Genomic DNA, 6698 nt, shown 5'->3' on the forward strand with positions numbered 1-6698 from the left:
TCACTGTGCAGAGCCACTAGGTAGCCGTGAGCGATCCTTTGCCTTGGAGGAAATCGACTGCCGCCGCTGGGATGACTTCGCGATGTCTCGATTACCCATCGCTCGGCAGAACCTGCGGAGCAGAACCTCAGCGGACCCGAAACGTGCCCGAGTGACGGCTGCTTGGCCAGATAGCCGTCGACAACATGGGTCCGCACCATTGGAGGGCTCCCGGATCGAACGCTCCGACCTCGCGAACCGGGTGCATGTTCACTTGGGGTCGATGCTGATTGTCGCCGCTCTGCGATGTCCCAAATGGTCCCCGATCTCCTTATCGACGGACCTTCCACAAGAAGCCGGGACGCGCAGGTGTGGCATGGCCACGGCGGTGGGCAGCGTCGATTCCAAGTGCCACAAATCTGCGGCTGGCGACGTCATAGATGCTCCCCGCGTTCAACGGTTGACGGGGGCGCGTGCGTGCAGAGGAACACTTCCGGGCACGATGATAGCGGCTGCACCCGTATCGATGTAGCGGGCGAGCGCCTCAGCCGCAGAGGGCACCACGGGTAAATCTGCGGCTGGCGGCGCTAGGCGGAAAAGCTGTAGTGTCCTACCGCCCCAGTCAATCTGACCAAGGCGCAATGCCGCCACTTCGCGGCTACGCCCATCCCGTAGACCGCGGGCAACGGCAGGATCGCACGATCACGGATGTCCGGGGGGTTGTCAGCCTCGGCGTCGGCCAACAAGCGCTGCACGTCGCACCAATCTGGGGCATACGGTAGTGACCCTCCTGACGATAGAGCTGAGGCCTGCAATCGGCGCCGCTAAGCAGTCGGTACACATTCCCAACTTTGCCGCGTAGCCAAGAAATCCCACCGCAAGGCAGAGGCTGTGCTGGCCGCCGAAACGCGGGACCATCGTCCCGCGGCCTGGCCGGTGAAATAGGCGTTACGTCTTCAGGCTGAAGATTCCTCAATTGCGGGTTTGTCTTGTCGCACCAACGCAGGAGCCGGCCGGCGATCCGGCTCCATTGCTCCACCGTCGATGGCATGAATCCGCGCATATTGCGCATCCATAGTCACATACTGGTCGAGTTGGCTCTGGTACTGAAACACGACGGTCGGTTCACGCCATCAAACGAGAAATCGAAGCCAAGGTCGTCTCATGTCGACCACGCTTCGTGCTCCCGGGTCACAGCTCCCGTCAGGCGCAGACGCTCGGTTGCGATCCGTTGGAGCGCCTCGATATCAATGCCCTCCGAAGCTTCTGAACCGAGATATGCGGCAATCGGCAACAGCTCGTTCCGCTTGACTCTGAGAGAAGCTGCGCGGCGGCTTCTGCACAATGGCGAAGCTACCGGTACCGCTCGTGGTGAATGGCGCGTCATCAAGGTGGGGCACGGTCAACGGAATGGGACTAATCGTCTGAGCCTCCATTGGACAAATGGTTCGATACCCAGACGTCGAATTATTGCGTGAACAAAGCCTACGGTGTTCAGGCTCCCTGCAGTTATAGCTCCTTGCACAACATAAATCTGGCCGCGACATAACGGCTGATATGTAATCGCCACTTCTGTGACTTGTTCCGCAACTGAGCGCCAGCACCACGGCGGGGCGAGGAATTGTTTCTCGACTATGCCGGCGACACGGTGCTGGTGCTTGAGCAGTAAAACTGGCGAGGTGCGTGACGCGCACATCCTCGTCGCGGCCATGGGCGCATCCAGCTTGTCGTTCGCGCTGGCGACGTGAACGGAGCAGCTCGGCGACTGGATCGCGGGACATAACGCGGCCTACAGTTTTTTTGGCGCCCCGGCGCAACTGCTGGTGCCCGACAACGCCAACGTCGCCGTGATCAAGACCTGCCTCTATGAGCCTATCGTCAACCGCAGCTACAGCGATATGGCGCAGCACTATCATACGGCGATTTTGGCGGCACGGCCGCGACACCCGACGGATAAGGCGAAAGTTGAGGCCTGCGTCGGAATCATCGAGCGCTGGCGGGTGGGGCGGTTGCGGAATCCAACTTTTTACAACCTAGCCGAACGCAACGATGCAATTGCCGAATGGCTGGCCAAGCTCAATGACGGACCGGTGCTGCGCCAGTATGGCCGCACACGGCGTCAGCCGTTCAAGGAAATTGACGCGCCGAACCTTAAGCCGCTCCCCGGCGAGCCGTGGGTCCATTCCGAATGCCGCCGATACGAGATCGAATGATACTACCACTCGGTGCCCTATCGCTTCGCCCGTCGCGAGATAGAAGCGCGGATTTGTGCGCGACGGTTGAACTCTTCCTCGGGGCGAGTGTATCGCGCGCGTACATGCGCGGCAGCGGCAACGGGGCGGCACACACCACGATTGGCGCCCACATGCCTCCAGCCACCTGCATATGGCAAGTGGACGCTGGCAAAGATCCGCAGCGAGGCAAGCCGGATCGGCCCGATGCTGCGCCCGCTGAGCGACCGGATCATCGAGGATAGGCCGCATCCCGAACAGGGCTATCGTTCGTGCCTGGGGATTGTCCGGGCTCGAGAAGCGCATTGGCGCCGAGCGCATCGAGGCGGCCGCGCTGCGCGCGATTGAGGTCCAGGCTCGCAACTAGCCAAGCGTCAAACCGATCCTCGAGAAAGGCTCGATCGCGTTTAAATGCCCGCGTCCCCCGAGCGCAAGCCGATCATACACAGCAACATCAGAGCTTCGGGATACTGCCACTAAAGGGAAGTCAAGCTGACACGCCCCACACTCCACTTGCTTACCCGGCTCCGCCTTGCCGGCCTGGCCGAGGCCTTCACGAGACTCGCCGACAACGAGGAGGTCCACCGTCTCGCGCACGCCGAATGGTTGGCGTTGCTGCTGAGCATCGAGCGGCTTGGCGTAGCAATCGACGCCTGGCGCTTCGTCTTCGCAAGGCAAAACTGCGTCATCATGCAGTGCCCGAGGAGATCTAGTAGCGCCGCCCCGTGGGTTCGACCGCCAGACATCCTGCTCAAGGGAGACTGGATCAAGAACCATGACAATTGCGCTATTCTCGACCCAACCGTCGTCGGGAAAGTTAGCTTGGCTGCGCGCTCGGCCACAAGGCCAGCGGGACAACCACTCTGTACTTTACACCCGGCTGCCGCGGTTGTCCGCAGAACTGGACCCCGCCCGGGGCTACGCCCGACTCGCCTCGTGGATGAAGAGCATCGCCGCCGTCGAGCTCCTGATTTTGGACCACTGGGGCCTCCAGGCCATCGACGCCAATACCGTCATTATCTGCTCGAAATACTTGAAGACCGCTACGGCCGTCGATCCACACCGCTACCAGCCAGCTTCCAATTGCCAAATGGCATGAACTCATAAATGAGCCGATGACTTTATGATGCCTCCTTCTTCGAACGCTTGGTGCGTCGCACCTGATTGCGAAGTTGGCTGATTTGTTCCTCTGAGATCTCGATCTGCCATGGCTGTTTTGGTTAACTGATGACCTGCCAGCAATCCGCGCAAGATAATCGAACACTGTTTGCGGGGTTACTCCAAGCTCAGTCGCCGCGCGCTGAATCGAGAAGCTCCCATCGGGCCAGCGCATTGGGTTCTTGTCCATGCCGTTGATTTTGACGGTGGGAATGCCCCAGCGGGTACGTAAAACGCAGACGTTCTCGCCTTTGAAGGCGCAGCCTCGGGCCGCGACCAAGTCTATAGACGTGGTCTCTTCGGCAGCCGCTTGACCACTGGCAACGATGGTGCCAATTGCCTTTATGATCGGCAGTTTCGCGTACGGGCGATCAGATTGGAATGCTGCGCGGCATCAGATCGGAATAACTGCACGCGATCATTCGAATCCGCATCCCAAAGCCGATCGCAGTAAGCGACCTCTGGTGTGCGGTGCTAGGGGACAAAAACCATCCCAAAGCGCGTTAGTCGCAGTGTTGAGCGCCGTCTACGAGGCCGACTTCGTCGGGTTCTCCTTATCCGGGGCGCAGCGGACTCCTGGCGCTAAACTGACGGAATGCTGGACTGTGAGACATGCATGCCCCATTCCTTTGATGCGTCTTTCCGTCGTGCTCCGCGAAAAACGATGCGATCATTTCCTAGCATCAAAAACGGCAGTAACAGGAACCGTTCCCTGCCCCCACACACTAATCTCTACTCTCATCATGTCCAGGATGAATGATCGAACAAATTGGTAAAGTGGCCGCGATCTTGTATTTCCTACCCGAATCGGCAGGAAGGCTTGCTTTTCTTTTGCTGTACTCTTCAGGGGCCATCAGTTCTCGAGCAAGGCGCCATTTTGTAGTGGCGATAACCCGATAGGCATGATGTCGCAAGGAAAAACAAGCGTCATGGAAAATCCGAAACGAACCTCATCAACAGCACGTGTGAACCGTGATCATTTAGACCATGTCCAAAGTCAACTTGTCTTTGCTCGACGCACCTCCGACGAAAGAGCTCCCGAAGTTGTTTTGTCGCGGCTCGACTCGGCTGCCAGTCCAATCAGGCATTGCGTCCTGCCGCCCACCAGAAAGAAATGATTCCTTTCATCAAAGATTACTTCAACGCGTCGTGGGTTGTGGCTCACCAACAATCGTTTGTTGTTCGTGATGGCAGTGGGAAATCAAGTCCGAAAGGATGCGAACCGGTCGTATGGGCTCATCTTGATTTCGCGCCGATTGCTGGTCCTATGTTTGCCGCCCTTGTGGATCAGTCGGAGGGCGTTCCGACAAGGCCGTATTCTCGATTGATGATCGCTCAAACTTGGCATGCTCTCTCGCCGCCCCCGCAGGATTGTCCCTTAGCGTTCTGCGACGGCGCCTCCGTTCACGATACCGATAGTGTTGTGGTAAACTACCGTTTCTTTAATACCACAACTAAGTTGTCGGTCATGCATTTCAATCCAGCGCAGCGCTGGTATTACTTTCCGGAGATGACCGCGGACGAGTTCATTCTGTTTAAGGGGTATGATTCCGAGGTGTGTTGCAACGCAAAGGCAGCTCATGCTGCGTTCGACAATCGTCGCGCCTATCCCAATGCAAAGCCTCGAGTGAGTGTCGAGGGTCGCTTCCTCGTGTACTTCGCTTGAGCGGTTGAGGTCGTTTCTGTCTTTTTCAATCGCTGTTCAAACTGGCGAAGCAGGCAGGCCAGCTGTCGCGGTCGATGGTAGGTCCGCGCCTGTCGATGAGGAGTGCTCGCCCCGCACCGGGTGCGGGAGTGGTGCTAGCCGACCCTCAAGCGGTGCGAACCGCGAGGTGTCCGGACAGCAGCACGTTCGTCATCTCGGAGGCGCCGATATATTTGGGTGCAACTTCTTCGGAGTCCTTGCCGATGGGGCGTTTGCGCGAGGAAAAAGCGCCAATACGAGCGGGCGCAATGGTCTACTACTGACAAGACCCCCTGGTTTGTGCGTACGTTTTCTCAAGTGCGGTAGAACAGGTTGTGGTGCTCACCGCTCGCATCCAAATTGCCGTGGCTCTCGAGCTTCCTTCGCTGAGGGCTACACAACACCCTTAAGATGCTCGCAGTAACCGTTATTGGTGATGCGATACGGTTGTGTGACCTGATAATGCGTGATGACCTTCATTCTCGCTAACGGATGAATTTCACGAGGCAGCTTGGGCCGCGGATTCGATTTGGGGGCTGGGACTGGCGCGAGCGAACTCAGGTCGTCGGCGGGATCATCCGCGCGCTCAGTTCGCCTCCGGTTTGCGGGCTATTGACAGGCTGTTTGCTGAGCGGCAAGGCGACCGTGCTGGGCTGATCTGCGCGGCGTCAAGCGGCATCTTCCGTGCAGGAGCGCGGTAATGCCGTCACACGCTGCGCCTCTGGTTCTGGGCGAACGTGTCACCTAGAGTCTGCGTCGGCCTCCGATGCTGATGCTTCGGGAACGGGCTGGGCAAGGGCGTCTTGCATCGCACTTGAGCGCGAAAACCTTCCTTGGCGCCATAAGGCTTTAATGAGCCGCAGCTTTCTGTGTGATCGCGCAGAAATCGCCGTTGGCTCGGCCTCCTCAAAGGCGCCAGCACCGCGATCGGTCCCCTACTGCACCGATCGCAACACTCGCGCCTTTCTGCGCCTGGACCCCGCAGTTCGCAACAAACCGCTCGTGCCATCCGCGTGCATTTTCACAATCATTGCGATCAAGCATTGGAATAGGCCAAGCACGCTCAAGGCGAACGACGGCCTGATTGCCCGACTGCGGCGCACTCGATTCCTGGCCGACAACTGCGTAATATGGTAGGCTCGCGCAACAATACTCCGCAGTTTCGGGTTATATGGAGTAAATTCGGTAAGTGAGGTGTTGTACCGATGTATCATCGCGCAGCGAGCGTTCCGCTCTGTTCCGCAACAGTAGAATTTTACGCGACAAGATGGAGCCTACAACAATGGCAATCGCAAAAGCGCCGCAGGCCTTTCCAAGAACAGAATATCTGCGCAGATTGGCAGCAGTGAAATCGGAAATGGCCCGGCGTGAAATCGATGCGCTTGTCATCACGAGTTGGAGCAATATCACTTATCTGACCGGCAACGTGACGCGTATGCTGGCCGTGCATGCGCTTGTTGTCTCTATCCAAGATGAAGAGCCGACTCTTATCGTGCGCAAAATGTGCGCGCCGGGAGCAGCTCACCAGAGCTTCATGGCCAGAGAAAAGATTATCGGTTACTCGGAAAATCTAGTCGGTAAGGCTAACACCGATGGCTACGATGCCGTGATTGACTTCCTCAATAACATCGGTGTGGCGCAGCGCG

At 58.2% G+C, this 6698-nt stretch carries 4 protein-coding genes; all 4 read left to right on the plus strand.

All coding sequences use genetic code 11. The features are described from left to right. Positions 1-1802 precede the first annotated feature (1802 nt). The gene (locus FXB38_RS42130; RefSeq protein ID WP_246230642.1) at positions 1803-2192 is read left to right on the plus strand and encodes a hypothetical protein; all 390 of its coding nucleotides are present in this window, start codon (positions 1803-1805) and stop codon (positions 2190-2192) included. A gap of 793 nt (positions 2193-2985) precedes the next feature. Further along, positions 2986-3309 (plus strand): ATP-binding protein, encoded by a 324-nt coding sequence (locus FXB38_RS44505; protein WP_246230643.1) that lies wholly within the window; start codon positions 2986-2988, stop codon positions 3307-3309. Between the two features lie 1173 nt (positions 3310-4482). Then, a complete protein-coding gene (locus tag FXB38_RS42140; RefSeq protein ID WP_148756722.1) occupies positions 4483-5034 on the plus strand; it encodes a CmcJ/NvfI family oxidoreductase in 552 nt (183 codons plus the stop codon). A 1300-nt stretch (positions 5035-6334) separates the two neighbouring features. After that, on the plus strand, positions 6335-6698 hold a 364-nt coding region (locus FXB38_RS42145; RefSeq protein ID WP_246230644.1), incomplete at its 3' end, for an aminopeptidase P family N-terminal domain-containing protein.

The sequence above is a fragment of the Bradyrhizobium cytisi genome, assembly GCF_008123515.1.
Classification (GTDB): Bacteria; Pseudomonadota; Alphaproteobacteria; order Rhizobiales; family Xanthobacteraceae; genus Bradyrhizobium; species Bradyrhizobium cytisi.

Excerpts from the sequence above, each read along its gene's own strand:
- FXB38_RS44505 (WP_246230643.1), top strand. The coding sequence starts at position 2,986 with ATGACAATTGCGCTATTCTCGACCCAACCGTCGTCGGGAAAGTTAGCT.
- FXB38_RS42140 (WP_148756722.1), top strand. The coding sequence starts at position 4,483 with ATGATTCCTTTCATCAAAGATTACTTCAACGCGTCGTGGGTTGTGGCT.